Annotated in this window: 7 protein-coding genes; all 7 read right to left on the reverse strand. The window is 69.3% G+C overall.

The window, feature by feature from the left end; all coding sequences use genetic code 11:
• Positions 1-98: 98 nt before the first annotated feature.
• The 7 genes from J2Y70_RS12400 to J2Y70_RS12430 all read right to left on the reverse strand — a co-directional run bounded on the left by J2Y70_RS12400 (position 99) and on the right by J2Y70_RS12430 (position 15205).
• Positions 99-1946, reverse strand: a complete 1848-nt coding sequence (locus J2Y70_RS12400) for a beta-galactosidase (RefSeq protein ID WP_309917860.1) — start codon at positions 1944-1946, stop codon at positions 99-101.
• A 140-nt stretch (positions 1947-2086) separates the two neighbouring features.
• Positions 2087-4429: a GH92 family glycosyl hydrolase gene (locus J2Y70_RS12405; protein ID WP_309917862.1), complete on the reverse strand. Its 2343-nt coding sequence runs from the start codon at positions 4427-4429 to the stop codon at positions 2087-2089.
• 125 nt (positions 4430-4554) lie between these two features.
• Positions 4555-6003, reverse strand: a complete 1449-nt coding sequence (locus tag J2Y70_RS12410) for a glycoside hydrolase family 125 protein (protein WP_309917865.1) — start codon at positions 6001-6003, stop codon at positions 4555-4557.
• A 164-nt stretch (positions 6004-6167) separates the two neighbouring features.
• Positions 6168-8762, reverse strand: a complete 2595-nt coding sequence (locus J2Y70_RS12415; protein ID WP_309917869.1) for a glycoside hydrolase family 3 C-terminal domain-containing protein — start codon at positions 8760-8762, stop codon at positions 6168-6170.
• A gap of 149 nt (positions 8763-8911) precedes the next feature.
• Positions 8912-11611 (reverse strand): glycoside hydrolase family 2 protein, encoded by a 2700-nt coding sequence (locus J2Y70_RS12420; RefSeq protein ID WP_309917871.1) that lies wholly within the window; start codon positions 11609-11611, stop codon positions 8912-8914.
• 16 nt (positions 11612-11627) lie between these two features.
• On the reverse strand, positions 11628-14111 hold the full coding sequence (locus J2Y70_RS12425) for a family 20 glycosylhydrolase (RefSeq protein WP_309917874.1): 2484 nt from the start codon (positions 14109-14111) through the stop codon (positions 11628-11630).
• Between the two features lie 38 nt (positions 14112-14149).
• The gene (locus tag J2Y70_RS12430; RefSeq protein WP_309917877.1) at positions 14150-15205 is read right to left on the reverse strand and encodes a glycosyl hydrolase family 18 protein; all 1056 of its coding nucleotides are present in this window, start codon (positions 15203-15205) and stop codon (positions 14150-14152) included.
• Positions 15206-15217: the final 12 nt, after the last annotated feature.

Below are 15217 nucleotides of genomic sequence, written 5' to 3' on the forward strand. Positions count from 1 at the left end.
AAGGCCGCTCGGCGTAACCGCCGGCGGCCTTAATTCGTAGACAAGTTGTTTGATGCCGCGCCATCCAGATTTACCGGACGGCGCGTTCTCCGGATAACTCAATTACCCGGCGCACTCCAAACCTGCCCCTTAACCCCACGCACACTCGCCTCCGCCGCGCTATCCAGATCAAACACGATCACGCTGTTTTCGCCCTTGCGCTGCATCGGCGCCGGGAAATACAACGCCCGCTGCGGCCCGATGTTCCAATGCCGGCCTAGATTATGGCCGTTGGCCCAGGCGAAGCCTTTGCCGAAGGCCTGCATGTCCAGGAAGGTGTCGGTGGGCGTGCCGATCTTGACGGTGCCGCGGTGGAAGGCGGGGCCGTCGACCTTGGCGGTGGTCCAGCCGGTGAGCTTGCTCGGGGCGTCCATCGGCAGCGGGAAGGTCTGCCAGCCGGTCAGCGGCTTGCCGTCGAGCAGGACGGGGTCGATCAGGCCGGCGCGGCCGTCGGCCAAGTGGGCGCCGTAGTTGATGCGGCCGCCGTTTTCCACCAGGACGTCGATGGTGTGGGTGCTGGCGGGGATGTCCACGTCCACGGCGACCTGCTGCAGGCGACGCTCGGCGCTGCCGGCCAACTGACGATCCACGTAGACGCGGGCGTAGTCGCGCACGTCGCCCAGGTACAGGCTGCCCTTGCGCGGGCCGGTGACGGTGGTGCGGTAGAGGATGTAGCCGTAGGCCTGGCCGAAGCGCTCCATCGGTTGCGGGCTGTCGGTGGTGGCGGCTGGCGCGGGCAGGTTGTCCCACAGCGAGGCCGATTCGCGCAGCGGGGTGGCCGGCAGTTCGGCGAAGCGGATCGGTTTGGGCAGGGCGGGCGGTTGTACGCCGGTGACGCGCGTGATGGCGTCGCGGAACAGGGCGAACTTGGGGGTGGGGCGGCCGGCTTCGTCCAGCACGGCATCGTAGTCGTAGCTGGTGGTCTGCGGGGCGTAGTGGTCGCTGGCGTTCTTCTGGAAGTTGGCGCCGTTCATGAAGCCGAAGCTGGTGCCGCCGACGAACATGTAGAGGTTGGCGGAATGGCCCTGGCGCAGGATCCATTCGAATTCGCTGGCCTGTTTGGCGCCGTCGGTGGCGGCGTGCTTGGCGCCCCATTGGTCGAACCAGCCGGCCCAGTATTCGCCCACCATCTGCGGTTGGCCGGGACGGAACTTGGCCAGGGTGTCGAAGGCGCTCTTGGCTTCGCCCGGGGCGAAGTTCACGACGGCGAGGGTGTCGGGCAGGGTGCCGTTGGCGAGCACGTCGGCGCCGTCGGAGGTGAACAGCAGGGCCTGGTCGAAGCCGGCCTTGACGAACATGGCGCGGTTGGCCTGCATGTAGGCGTGGTCGTCGTTGTAGGAGCCGTATTCGTTCTCCACCTGCACGGCGATGATGGGGCCGCCGTTGCGGTTGAGCTGCGGCTTGACCTGGGCGGCGACGGCGTCGAGGTAGGCCTGGCTGGCGGCGAGGAAGCGCGGGTCCTGGCTGCGCACGCGCATGCCCGGTTCGGCGAACAGCCAGGCGGGGTAGCCGCCGGCTTCCCATTCGGCGCACACATACGGACCGGGGCGCAGGATCACGTTGAGGCCCTGCGCGGCGGCTTCGTCGATGAAGGCGGCGACGTCGTTGTTGCCGGTGAAGTCGAACTGGCCTTGGCGCGGTTCGACCAGGTTCCAGAACACGTAGGTCTCCACGGTGTTCAGGCCCATGGCGCGCGCTTTCTGCAGGCGGTCCTTCCAGTAGGCGCGCGGGATGCGCTGGAAGTGGATGGCGCCGGAGATGATCTGGTAGGGCTTGCCGTCGCGGGTGAAGTGTTCGCCTTGGGTGGAGAAGGCGGGCCAGGAGGTTGATGCGTGCGTCGGCTGTGCGGATGCCGGTAGGGTGAGCAGGAGCGACAGGGCAAGGGCGGACAGGGAGTGACGCAGCATGTGGGGGTCTCTGGCGGGGGCGTTGGGTTTTTGTAGGAGCGGCTCTGGGTGGCCTCGGGCCATTAGCCGCGACAGAGAGTGCTACCGGAGAGTCTCGGTCGCGGCTGAAGCCGCTCCTACAGGGGCGAGGAGGGTGCGCTTCAAACGAACGACGGCGGCAGGTCTTCCTTGGCGGCGCCGAAGGCGGGATTCGGCTTCGGGCCCATCTCCAGTTCCAGGGTGCCGCCGGCGGCGAGGTCGGCGTGGCGCAGCCAGCTGCGGGTGTACGGCTTGCCGTTCCAGCGGGCGCGCTGGATGTAGACGTTGGCGGCGCTGTTGCCGTGGGCGACGACGCTGAGGGTGCGGCCGTTGCCGACGTCGACGTCGGCGCGCTTGAACAGCGGGCTGCCGAGCACGTAGGTGGCGCTGACCGGGTCCACGGCGTAGAAGCCCAGGGCGCTGAGCACGAACCAGGCGCTCATCTGCCCGCAGTCCTCGTTGCCGGACAGGCCGTTGCGCGCGTCGTGGTATTGCTCGCGCAGCAGCCGCCGCACCATCGCCTGGGTCTTGTACGGTTGCCCGGCGTAGGCGAACAGGTAAGCGACGTGGTGGCTAGGCTCGTTGCCGTGCGCGTACTGGCCGACCAGGCCGTCGATGTCCGGCGGTGCGTCGGCCGGCAGTTCGGAGCTGGTGGAGAACAGTTCGTCGAGCTTGGCGACGAAACCGTCGCGGCCGCCGAACAGCTCCATGTAGCCGTACAGGTCGTGCTGGTTGAGGAAGGTGGCCTGCCAGGCGTTGGACTCGGTGAAGTCGCGCCATTTGGCGATGTGGCCCATCGCGCGCGGATCGAACGGGGCGGCCCAGTCGCCGTTGCTCAGCCGTGGCTGCACGAAGCCGCTTTTGCGATTGAACACGTTGCGGTAGTTGCGCGAGCGTTCGCGCAAGGCGCTTGCGTCCTTGGCGGCGCCGGCGGCCTGCGCCAGGTGCGCCACCGCCCAGTCGTCGTAGGCGTATTCGAGGGTGCGGCTGACCGCTTCGTCCACCGTGTCGCTGGGGATGTAGCCGAGTTTGCGGTACTCGCCCAGGCCGTGCGTGGTGTCGTCCATCGCGCGCTTGCGGTAGGCCGGCCAGGCGGCGGCGTAGTCGATGCCGGTGAAGCCCTTGGCGTGCGCTTCGGCCAGCACCACGGCGGAGTGGTAGCCGATCATGCAGCCGGTCTCCACGCCCTGCAGCGGCCAGATGCCGACGCCGTCCGGGCATTCGTTGGCGCCGCGCACCAGGCACTGCACCAGGTCGGGCACGCGTTCGGGTTGCACCAGGGTCAACAAGGGATGCAGCGCGCGGTAGGTGTCCCACAGCGAGTAGGTGCTGTAGTTGTGGTAGCCGGCGGGCGCCTGGTGCACCTGCAGGTCCATGCCGCGGTAGCGGCCGTCGGTGTCGCTGAACAGGGTCGGCGCGAGCAGGCTGTGGTACAGGCCGGTGTAGAAGATGCGGCGTTGCGTGTCGTCGTCGGTGTCGATGCGTACGCGCGCCAGTTCCTTCTCCCACGCGGCCACCGCGGCGGCATGCACGCGCGCGAAATCGAAGTCGGGCAGTTCGGCGTCGAGATTGGCCAGGGCGTTCTCGGCGCTGACCGCGGAAATGCCGACCTTGACCAGCAGCGGCGCGTCGGCCGCATCGGGATAGTGCAGCGCCACCTTCAGGTGGGTACCGTCGGCCTGGCGCGCGCCGGCGGCCAGCGGCTGGTCTTCGGAGTAGAGCTGCGCGTTGGCGAACGGACGCGACAGGCGCATCGCGAAGTAAATATAGCGGCCCTTCGCCCATTGGTACACGCGGCGCCCGCCGGTGAGGGTGCTGGCGTCGACGATGCGCAGTTGCGCGTCGCTGACCCGGGTGGCGATCTCGGGCTTGTCCTGCATGCCGTGGCACAGGTCCAGCAGCAGGTGCGCCGGCTTGCCCGTGGGGAAGTGGTAGCGGTGCAGGCCGGCGCGCGCGGTGGCGGTCAGCTCGGCGTGCACGCCGCTGTCCTTCAGACGCACGCGGTAGTAGCCGGGCGAGGCGGCTTCGTCGGCATGGTCGTAGCGCGAGCGGTAGCCGGCGTCGGGATCTTCCAGCGTGCCTGGCACCAGTTTCACGTCGCCGGTGGCGGGCACCACCAGGAAATCGAGCATGTCGCCGATGCCGGTGCCGGACAGGTGGGTGTGCGAGAAGCCCATGATCGAGCCGTCGGACTCGTGGTAGCCGGAGCACGAATCCCACACCGCGTTGTAGGTGTCCGGGCTCAACTGCACCATGCCGAACGGCAGCGTGGCGCCGGGAAAGGTGTGGCCGTGGCCGCCGGTGCCGATGAACACGTCGACGTGGCGGGTGAGCGCGGCCTTGGCGCGCGCGTCGGCGGGCAGCGCGTAGCTGCCGGCGCGCGCCTGCGCCAGCCGGGCGATACCGCTGCTGCCGAACAGGGCCAGGGCGATGGCGCCCTGCAGGAAACCGCGTCGTGTGGCCATGGTGCTGTCCTCGGGGTGTGCAGCGGAGAGGGATGGTTTTCTGTAGGAGCGGCTTCAGCCGCGACCGGGCGTTACCGGTGAGTTTCGGTCGCGGCTGAAGCCGCTCCTACAGGGGGCGGTGGTGGTCAGGCTTTCAGCAGATGCGGTTTGCGCTGATGCAGGTCGATGATCAGTTCGCCGAACAAGGTGTTGGCCCAGGCGAACCAGTCGCGGGTGAATTTGCTCGGGTCGTCCTTGTCGAAGGCTTCGTGCATGAAGCCGGTGCCGGCGTCGGTGGTTTTCAGCCAGGCCAGGCACTGGCGGATCTGCGCGTCGTCGTCGCTGGCCAGCGCGTACTGCATGATCGCCATCGGCCAGATCGTGCCCATGCCGCTGTGCGGACTGCCTACGCCGGTGGCGGCGCGGCCCTGGTAGAAATACGGATTGCGCTCGCTCCACGCCAGTTGGCGGGTGCGCAGGAACAGCGGATCGCGGCGATCGCAGCAGCCCAGGTAGGCCAGGCTCAGCAGGCCCGGCGCGTTGGCGTCGTCGATGAACAGCTGGTTGCCGTAGCCGTCCACTTCGTAGGCCCAGAATGCTTGGCCGTCGGTATCGCGCATCTGCCCGAACTTGCGCGTGGCGGTCTCCACTTCGTCGGCCAGCGCGCGGCACTCGGCGGCGAAGGAGGTATCGCGGTGCAGCGTCTCGCTCATCGTCGCCAGCTGGCGCAGCGAGGCCACCGCGAACAGATTGGCCGGCACGAACAGCGGATACACGCAGGCATCGTCGGACGGGCGGAACATCGAATGGATCATGCCGTTGGGCTTGGTCGGCTGGCCGTAGCCTTCCAGCACCAGGGTCTCGGTGGCCAGCGGCGAGGGGCGTTGGAAGCTGTAGGGGCCGCGGTCGTGCAGGCGCTGCTGTTCGCGGAAGGTCCTGACCACCACGTGCATCGCCGCGCGCCAGTCGTCGTCGAACGGCGCGGTGTCGCCGCTGGCGCGCCAGTACTCGTGCGCGAGCCGGATCGGATAGCACAGCGAATCGATTTCCCACTTGCGCTCGCCGACGCCGGGCTTCATCTCGGTGATGTCGGCCACCGACCACTTCAGGCGCTGGCTGGTGCCGTCGGGCAGGAAGGCATTGGCGTAGGGGTCGAGCTGGATGCAGGCGGCCTGGCGCTGGATCAGGCCATGGAACATGCGCCGCAGCGCCGGATCGCGCTTGGCGAGCGGGATGTACGGATGCACCTGTGCGGAGGAATCGCGCAGCCACAGCGCCTCGATGTCGCCGGTGATGACGAAGGTATCCGGCTTGCCGTTGCGGGTGCCGGTGCGCACGGTGGTGTCGAGGGTGTTCGGGTAGCAGTTCTCGAACAGCCAGGCCAGGCGCGGATCGCCGATGTCGGCCTTGATCGTGCGCAGGTGCTTTTCCACCGCGGCGCTGACGAAGTGGCGTTTCGCCGGCGGCGGGCGCTTGCTGGGCAGCGTGGCCGCCGCCGCGCTGGACGCGGCGGCGAAGCCGGGCACGGCGGTGGCGAGCAGGCCGGCGCCGGCGGTGGTGCCGAGCAACTGGAGGACATCGCGGCGGGAGGGCATGTGGAGCTCCTGGTCTGTCGTTGTACGTGGCGGCGCGAGGCGGTCTGTGCGTTGCTTTGCTTTCTGTAGGAGCGGCTTCAGCCGCGACCGGGTGTTACCGGGAAGGCCTGGTCGCGGCTGAAGCCGCTCCTACAGAAAAGCGAGCGACGGCGCATGTCCCTTGATCAGCGCGGCAGTGGCACGCTGCCTTGGATCGAGAACGCAGCCTCGCCGCCGGGGGCGTCGGTGCCGGGCTGGCCGCCGCCGACGAACACGCGGTAGTCGCCCGGCTGCACCGCGCGTTGGCCGGCACGGTCGACGTCGCTCAGCTGCCGCGGGTCGAGCGTGAACTGCACCTCGCGCGTTTCGCCCGGCTGCAGGTGCACGCGCTGGAAGCCGACCAGTGAGCGCAGCGGCGATTGCGGGCGTTGCGGATATTGCAGGTACACCTGCACGACCTCGTCGCCGGCGCGCGTGCCGCTGTTGCGAACCTGCGCGCTTACCTGCAGGTTCGCGCCGGCCTGCAACGCCGTGGTGGACAGTTGCGGCGCGGTGTAGGCGAAGCTGGTGTAGCTCAGCCCGCTGCCGAACGCGAACAGCGGTTCGCCCTTGAAGTAGCGGTAGGTGCGGCCCTTCATGTCGTAGCTGACGTACGCCGGCAGGTCCTTGGTGGAGCGGTAGAAGGTCACCGGCAGGCGGCCGCCGGGGTTGACGTCGCCGGCCAGCACCTGCGCGATCGCGGTGCCGCCGGACTGCCCCGGGTACCACGCCGCGACGATCGCGTCGGCGTGCTGCTTGGCCCAGTTCAGCGCCACCGCGCTGCCGCTCATCAGCACCACCACGAGCGGCTTGCCGCTGGCCTTGGCGCGTTCCAGCAGCGCCTGCTGCGCCGCGGGCAGGGCGAGGTCGTTGCGGTCGCCGCCGTCGAACCCGGGCACGTCGATGCGCAGTTCCTCGCCTTCCACGTCCGGCGACAGGCCGACGAAGGCGACCACCGCATCGGCCTGCGCCACCGCGCGTTCGGCCTCGGCCAGTTGCGGCGCGGCCGGCGCCAGCCATTCCAGGCGCAGGCCCTGGTCCTGGCCGCGGTGCTCCAGTTCCAGGCGGATGCGGCGCGGACGCGTGTCGTCGAAATGCAGCACGGTCTCGACGTTGCGGCCGTCGGCGTTGTGCATGCCGGGCGGCAGGTGCTTGTCTTCGGCGTTGCCGGCGACGACCAGCTTGTCGTCGATGTACAGCCGCACCGGATCGTGGCCGGTGCAGTCGAAGCAGCGTGCCACGCGCACCGCCAGGGTGTAGTCGCCCGGCCCGGGCGGCAGCAGTTCGCCGCTCCAGCGCACCGAGTAGCGGTCCTTGTCCACGCCCTTGGCCGGCGCCACGTGGTCCCAGTTGAAACTGACCACGCGGTCCTGGCGCTGCGTGCGCGGAGTGCCGGCCAGATCGACGTTGTCGAAATACTCGCCACGCAGGCCGGGCTTGCCGTCGCTGCGCAAGGCGGTCTCGGGGATCATGCCGGGCACGCCGGCGGCGAGCGGCGCGCCTTGCGCGTAGCTCACGTTCGCGGCGCCGAAGCGCTCGCGCAGGCCCAGCAGCGGCGTCACCGGCGCGGCCGAGGTGCCCTGGTAGTTGGCTTCCAGCGCGGCCAGCGCGTCGGCGTTGGGGCCGAGCACCGCCAGCCGCACGCCCGGCTTCAGCGGCAGCGTGGCGTTGCGGTTCTGCAGCAGCACGATCGACTGCTGCGCGGCCTGCAGCGCCAGCGCGCGGTGCGCGGCGTTGTCCACGTCCTTGGCGCCGAGCCGCGCGTACGGGTCCTTGCGCTGCGGCTGCAGTTCGCCGAGCCGGTAGCGCGCGGCGAACAGGCGCACCAGCGACTGGTCGAGCAAGGCTTCGTCGGCGTCGCCGCGTTCGATCGCCGTACCCAGTTCGCTGTAGGCATGGCCGCAGTTGAGGTCGTGGCCGGCCTTGAGCGCGGCGGCGGACGAGCCGGCGTTGTCGGCGCGGAAATAGTGGAACTGGGTCATGTCGTCGACCGCGTCGCAGTCGGAGACGACGAAGCCCTTGAAGCCCCAGTCGCCGCGCAGGCGGCCGTTGAGCAGCCAGTCGGCGGCGCAGGCCGGGGTGCCGTGCAGCGAGTTGTAGGCGCACATCACCGAGCCGGCGCGGCCGTCGACGATGGCGGCGCGGAACGCGGGGGTGTAGGTCGCTTCCAGGTCGCGCGGCGATACGTCCACGTCGAAGCCATGGCGGCCGGGTTCCGGGCCGCTGTGCACGGCCAGGTGCTTGGGCGTGGCGATGGTGCGCGGGTGGCTGAGGTCGTCGCCTTGCAGGCCGTGGATGAAGCCCACCGCCAGTTGCCCGGTGAGGTAGGGATCCTCGCCGTAGGTCTCCATGCCGCGGCCCCAGCGCGGGTCGCGGAAGATGTTGATGTTCGGCGACCAGATGGTCAGCCCGGCGTAGCGCGGGTGGTCCTTGCCGGGGCGGCCGGCGAGGTTGAACTTGGCGCGCGCCTCGGTCGAGGTGACGGTGCCGACCTGCTCGAGCAGGGCGGTGTTCCAGGTCGCGGCCAGGCCGATCGCCTGCGGGAACACGGTGGCGTAGCCGTTGCGGGCGATGCCGTGCAGGCCCTCGCTCCACCATTCGTAGGCCGGTATGTCCAGGCGCGGAATCGCCGGCGCATCGTTCATCGCCTGTGCGACTTTTTCCTCGCGGGTCATCTTCGCCACCAGCGCGGCGGCGCGGTCCTCGGCGTCGTCGGCATGGGCGAGCGGCGCAGCGGCCAACCCAAGCAGACACAGCCCCTGCGAAATCCCCTGTAGGAGCGGCTTCAGCCGCGACCACCCACTATCCGCATCGCGCCGCACGCAACCGCTCGCATTCCCACGGATTTCATTGCGCAGCGACGCAGGCCGGCCGATCTTCGCAACCCGCATCACTTCGCCTCCGCCGGTTCGGCCGGCGCGCCGGCCAGCGTGGCGGCCAGGTCGCGGACCTGCAGTGCCGCACGCAACTGCTCCAGCGATGCGCTGCTGCGCACGTGCACGGTCAACGGTTCGCCCGGCAGCAGGTCGAAGGCGTTGTCGGACAGCATGGCGTCCAGGTCGCCGAACGCCAGCCACACCTCGCGCGCCAGCGTGGCGCTGGTCAGGGTCAGCGCATAGCCGTCGCCGTCGGCGCGCAGCTCGCTGCGGATGTCGGGGCTGGGCAGCTGCAGGCGCTTGGCCGCGTCGAAGAACACCAGGTTGCGCGACAGCACGCGCGCGCCATCGAGCAGTTCGAACACCGCGAAACTGCGCTTGGGATCGGCGCGGCGCAGCAGCTGCGCATCGCTGAAGCTGCCCACGCGCACGCTGGACAGCGGCGCCAGGGTCACCGGCTTCTCGCTCTTGCTCAGCACCTTGCCGGACACGTCCATCACCCGCATGCGCCAGCGCGCGGCCAGCGGCACGGTGCGGTCGGACACCAGTGAAACCTCGGTCTGGCCCTTGTCGTTGCGCAGCGCGGCAATCAGTTCCGGCGCGTAGAAGCGCTTGGCGTGGTAGTGCAGCGCCTTCCAGCGGCCGAAGTAGTCCAGGCTCGACCACGAGGCGCCCGGCCATACGTCGTTGAGCTGCCAGTACAGCGAACCCATCGACTGCGGCCGCGACGCGCGCAGGTGCTCGGCGGCCAGGGCGATGCCTTCGGCCTGCATCAGCTGGCTCAGGTAGACGAAGCTCTCGAAGTCCTTGGGTTCGCCGAACTCGCGGCGGATGTACAGCAGCAGGCGCTGGTTGCCGTTGCCCTTGTCGAACTTCTGGTGTGCGCGCATCACCGGCGATTCCGGCTGCAGGTCGCCGGGTTCGGCGAAGGCGCGGATGGTGCGCATTTCCGGGAACGACTGCAGGCCGTATTCGGACATGAAGCGCGGGGTCACGTTAAGGTATTCGGTGACCGGCAGCGCCGGGCCGCCCCACACCCTCCAGTAGTGCATGTCGCCGTCGTCGGGCTGGTCGGCGCCGCCGTCGAAGTCGGTGCCGGGCGAGGTCGCCCAGTACGGCGTGTCGCTGTCGTACTTGCTCACCGCCTCGCGCAGCACGGTGCCGAACAGCGTGGTCATGCCGCGTTCGATGCGGCTGCGTTCTTCCGGATCGATCGACTGCTTGAACTTGACCCGGTCGCCCCAGTTTTCCCAGCCGGTCTGCACTTCGTTGTTGCCGCACCAGATCACGATGCTGGGGTGGTCGCCCAGACGCTTGACCTGCGCCTCGGCCTCGGCGCGGGTGTTCTCGCGGAACGCCACGTCGTAGGGCGGGATCGCGCCGCCGAACATGAAGTCCTGCCAGATCATGATGCCCAGGCGATCGGCGTCTTCGTAGAAGCTGTCCGGCTGGTAGTGGCCGCCGCCCCACATGCGCAGCATGTTCATGTTGGCGTCGCGGGTGGACTGCAGGATGCCGCGCATGCGCGCCGCATCGACGCGGCTGGGGAAGCTGTCGAACGGAATCAGGTTGGCGCCCTTGGCGAACACCGGGATGCCGTTGACCACGATCGCCAGGCCCTTGCCCCACTTGTCCTTCTCGCGGCGCAGCTCGACGCTGCGCAGGCCGGTGACGCGCTGGGCGGCGTAGCTGTCGCCGGCGGCGTCGCGGATGCGCGCCTTGAACGTGTACAGGTCCTGCTTGCCGTAGCCGGCGGGAAACCAGCGCTGCGGCTTGGCGATGCGCACCGGCACGGTGAGCGTATTGCTGCCGGGGTCGAGCACCGCTTTCTGGCTCAGCTGCGCCACGCGCTGGCCGTCGGGGCCGAGCACGTCCAGATCCAGCTGCACTTCGCCGCTGCGGCCGGCCTGCACGTCGAGCTGCGCCAGCAGCTGCGCGGTGTCGGCATCGACGCGCTGCTGGGCGATGTGCAGGCCGTCCACGCGCAACGCGTCCCACGCTTCCACGCGCACGTCCTGCCAGATGCCGGCGGTGACGATGCGCGGGCCCCAGTCCCAGCCGAAGGTGTACGGCGCCTTGCGCACGTAGGTGGAGCTGTGCCGCGCCAGCGGCTCGTCGCCGAACGCCGAGTCGTAGGCGCCGGGCAGCGCGTACGGCTGCTTGGCCAGCCACGGCTGGATCTTCTTGATCGGCGAGAACAGCCGCACCTCCAGCACGTTGTCGCCGCGCTTGAGCAGCGGCTTGGCGTCCACGCGCCACTGCCGGAACATGTTGTCGGCGGTCAGCAGCTTCTTGCCGTTGAGGTAGACCTCGGCGTAGGTGTCCAGGCCGTCGAACACCAACTCCACGTGCTCGCGCGCGAGCAGCGCGGCATCGGCCTTGAAGCGCGTCTGGTACTGCCAATCGCTCAAGCCCGCCCACTGGATCTTGGCCTCGTTGTCGCGATAGAACGGATCGGGCACCACGCCGGCGGCGATCAGGTCGGTCTGCACCGTGCCCGGCACCTGCGCCGGCAGCCACTTCGCCGCCTTCGGAAATTCCTTGGCGCGCGCCTCGCCGGGCGCCAGCCGCACCTGCCAGCCTTGCTGCAAGGACAGCGAGGACGGCGGCGCGGCCTGGCCCAGCAGCGGCAGCCCCAGCGCCAGCAACAGCCCGAGCCGGGCGGGGAAGCGCGAGCGCGGCGCGGAACGGGGACGGCGGTGGGGCTGGGTCATGCGGAGGTCTCCAGGGTCAGCGCGTGGCGGCGGGGGGCGCCTGCGCGGTGGTTTCGATCAGGTGGACGGCACCGATGGCGTAGTACGGGCCGTCGATGCGTGCGGTGGAGCGCAGGCACAGGTCGTGCGTGCCGCTGTGTTTCGGCAGCGGCGCTTCCAGCGAGAACTGCTCGCCGAGCGCCTTGCCGCCCGGCAGCGGGATCCGTGCCAGCAGCTTGCCCTTGCAGTCGCCCAGGCGCACTTCCAGTTCGCCGTGCGCGGTCTTGGCCGGGTAGCGCTTGACCTTGACCTGGTCATGCGCCAGCCCGTAGTTGCGCGCCAGCCGCGCCGCATCGATGCGGATGCTGCCGATGCCCTCCAGGCGTGCGTCGGCATAGCGCCAGCAGCTGCTGAACAGGTCGATGTTGAACACCGGCGCGTCCTTGCCCGGCAGGTCCGGCAGCAGCGGCACGCGCAGGCCCAGGCTGCCGTCGGCGCAGGAACTCAGGCCCTGGGTGTCGCGGCTGAGCAGGCCGGGGCGGTCGAGGATGCGGGTGCGCGGGGCAGCCAGCAGGCTGCCGTCGTCGGCGAAGGTGGCCACGCGCACGGTGGCCGGCAGCGCGACCTCGAACGGCGCCGTATAGCGCGGCGAATCGGCCTTGGGCTCACTGCCGTCGGTGGTGTAGCGGAAGCTGCCGAACTTGGCCTGGTTGCCGAGCGCGATGCTGGCCTTGCCGCTGTCCAGCGCGGCGTTGTCGCCGCCCTGGATGGCGATGTCCGGCGCGAACGCGCCGTCGCCGTAGTCGATGCCGAGCGCGCGGTAGCGGTTGAGCTGCGCCGGCAGGCGCTGCAGGAAGCCGTCCCAGCTGCGCACCGCCATCGGCGACCACGCCGCCTCGGCCAGCGCGCCCAGGCGCGGGAACAGCGCATGGTCGATGTGCCAGGCCGAGGGGATGTATTCGGCCCACAGCGCGGCCTGCGCGCCGAGCACGTGCTTGGCTTCCTCGGCGCTGAGCGCGGCCGGCACCGGATCGAACTCGTAGACCTTCTGCAGCGGCAGCACCGCCAGGCGGCCGTTCGGCTCGTCGCTGCGCGCGCTCTGCAGGTTGTCCAGGTACAGCCAGCCGGCCGGCACCAGCACCACGTCGTGGCCCTGCTTGGCCGCGGTCACCGCGCCGTCGACGCCGCGCCAGGACATCACCGACGCGCTCGCCGGCAAGCCGCCTTCCAGGATCTCGTCCCAGCCGATCAGGCGCCGGTCGTGCTTGGTCAGGTAATCGGACAGCTGCTGGTTGAACCAGCCCTGCATCGCGTGCGCATCCTTGACCCCGAGCTTGCGCATCTGCGCGCGCACCGCCGGCGACCGCTCCCACTGGTCCTTGACCGCCTCGTCGCCGCCGATGTGGATGTATTGCGAGGGGAACAGCGCCAGCACTTCGTCGAGCACGCCCTGGATGAAGGTCATGCTCTTTTCGTCGGTGTCGAACAGGTAGGGATTGACGCCCCAGTCGACCGACACCTTCGGCCGCTGCTTGGTCACGCCGACCAGTTCCGGATACGCCGCCACCGCCGCCTGCGCATGCCCGGGCATGTCCAGTTCCGGCACGATGGTGATGTGCCGCGCGGCGGCGTAGGCCACCAGGTCGCGGATCTGGTCCTGGGTGTAGAAGCCGCCGTAGCGTTCGGGCACGCCCTGCGTGCCGGCGCCGGGCGGGGTGCGCCAGGCGCCGATCTCGGTGAGCTTGGGATAGCGCTTGATCTCGATGCGCCAGCCCTGGTCGTCGGTCAGGTGCAGGTGCAGCACGTTGAGCTTGTGCTCGGCCATCGCGTCGATGACGTGCTTGACCGTGTCCGGGCCGTGGAAGTGGCGGGCCACGTCGAGCAGCAGGCCGCGCCAGCCGAAGCGCGGCCAGTCGCGGATCTTGACCTCCGGCACCTCCACCTCGCCCTTGCCGGCGTCGGGCGTGAGCAGCTGCCAGGCGCTCATCGCGCCGTAGAACAGGCCGCGCTCGTCGCGCGCCTGGATCAGCATGGTGTTGCCGTCCACGTCCAGCGCATAGCCTTCCGGCGCATCCACCCCGGTGTTGGGGTTCATCTGCAGGCGGATGCTGCCGTTGGGCGGAATGGTCTCGGCGCGCACTTCCAGCGCCAGGCCGCGGGTGCTTTCCAGCAGCGCGGCCAGCTGCCGGGCCACGCGCATCGCCGCTTCGTCGTCGGTGGGCACCGACAGCGTGCTGCCGGTGCCGATGGTCAGCGTGGCGTCGCCGCGCTTGACCTGCGCCGGCGCCGGGATCAGCGGCAGCGGCGCGCTGTTGGCCGGCTTCGGCGCTGCGGGGGCCGGCGCCGCGGCCGGCTTGGCCGTGTCCGCGGTGGCGGGGGCCTCGCGGCCGCAGCCGCTCAGGACGGCAGTGAGTGCGAACAGGGCAAGCCCCAGCCACGTGGTGCGAAAGGCCGCCGCGGCGCCTGCCGGGGCGGTCGTCGGGCGGTGTGGCGTGCGCGGGGGTGCACTTGCTGCAGTCATTCGGTCTATCTCGTGCTGGGGGCCTCTATCGTAGTGGATCAGCGTGCGGCGGTCGGCAGCTCGTCCCACACCTTCGGGTCTTCGGCGCCGAGCACCCAGCAGCTGAAGCCTTCCAGGCCGTACTGCTTGACCATGTCATAGCGCGCCTTGAAGCTGCGCGCGTCCGGGCGGAACACCCACTCGCGCATGTCGTCGCGGTAGAAATAGAACCACGACTCCTGCTCCATCGGATCCCACTGCACGGTGGCGTTCTGCTCGATCGCCAGCGGGAAGGATTCGTCGGCGTCGATGTAGGTCGCCGAGATGTTCGACGCTTCGGTGCCGTCTTCCTTCACCGGGTTGCCGGTGTACCAGCGGTAGCCGTAGGTGGCGATGCCCAGCGACAGCTTCTCCTTCGGCACCTGGGTCAGCGCGTAGTCCAGGTGCTTCTTCATCCACACCATGCCGTCGACCGGGCCGGGCGTGGTCCAGCGGGTGTGCTGGTCGTAGGTCATGATGCTGACGAGATCCACCGCCTGGCCCAGCGCCTTCAGGTCGTAGGCGCCGCGCCAATATTCCCACATCCACTTGGAGAACTGGCCGCCCTCGCCATAACCCGGCGCGTTCGGTACCACCGCCACCGACATCTTGAAGCCGGCCTTGTGCAGCGCATCGGCGGTCTGCTTGACCATCAGCGTATAGGCGTCGCGGTCGGTCCAGGCGATGTTCTCGAAATCGAACTGGAAGCCGTAGTAGCCGTGCTTTTTGCCGTGGATCAGCAGCGAGGCGATCATGCGCTTCTTCGCATCTTCATCGTGCATCAGCTTGTGGAAGCCGTCGCGGCCGGTGGTCATCGACAGGATCGGCATCACCCGCAGCTTTTTCTGCTTGGCGATGTCGTAGATGTACGCGTTGGGGGTGCCGTTGACCAGGCCGTTCTGGTCCACGCCGTACCATGTCGGCACCACCACGTCGATCTTGTCGACGTTGGCCAGGAACGAATTGGTCGATTTCTGCGTGCTCATCAGATAGAACAGCGCGGTCGGGTTCTTGGCCATGGCCGGGGTGCAGACCATGGCCAGGGCAAGCAGCAGCCCTGCGAATCGCTTCATCATCGGGGGGATATC

This window comes from Xanthomonas sp. 1678 (genome assembly GCF_031455575.1).
Lineage (GTDB): Bacteria > Pseudomonadota > Gammaproteobacteria > Xanthomonadales > Xanthomonadaceae > Xanthomonas_A.